The sequence below is a fragment of the Phyllobacterium sp. P5_D12 genome, assembly GCF_054049495.1.
The window spans coordinates 1-516 of the sequence record NZ_JBFUMG010001204.1 but is presented as its reverse complement, the minus strand read 5'-3'; the positions used below and the strand labels follow the sequence as shown (position 1 = coordinate 516).

Annotated in this window: 1 protein-coding gene; it reads left to right on the top strand. The window is 52.9% G+C overall.

Annotated elements, in window-relative coordinates; all coding sequences use genetic code 11:
• Positions 1–118 precede the first annotated feature (118 nt).
• A partial coding sequence (locus ACXJ5O_RS29510; protein ID WP_457302994.1) for an ATP-dependent Clp protease proteolytic subunit occupies positions 119–516 on the top strand: 398 nt, incomplete at its 3' end.

The following is a 516-nucleotide window of genomic DNA, read 5'->3' as shown; positions in this document are numbered from 1 at the left end:
CGTTTGACGAGATACAAGGTCCAAACTGCTGAGCAAGCGCCCGCAGCAAGTCTGGACTTCGGCGAAATGATACCGCAAAGAATAACTGACCCTGGTTTGAGAGCGAATGGATAGGACGATGGCAAACACTGCTGACGCAATTATCGATAGACGATGGCTTCGCAGGAAATTGACATTTTGGCGCGCGTTCACGCTCCTGCTCATCGCCCTTGCATTGATTTCACTTTATTTTTTCAATGCTGGCTCCGATGGGTTTTCCGGTAAATCAGCGCCGCATATCGCCAAGGTTCGCGTTGAGGGCACCATTTTTGAAAACGATGAACTGCTTAAGCGTCTGAAGGACTTGGAGGATTCCGCCGCGGTCAAGGGCGTAATCCTCTCTGTCGACTCACCAGGGGGAACAACGGCCGGCGGTGAAGCTATCTATGAGGCTGTACGTAAGCTCGCCCTGAAGAAGCCTGTCGTTGCCCAAGTTGGAACGCTAGCGGCTTCGGCCGGGTACATGATTGCGAGTGC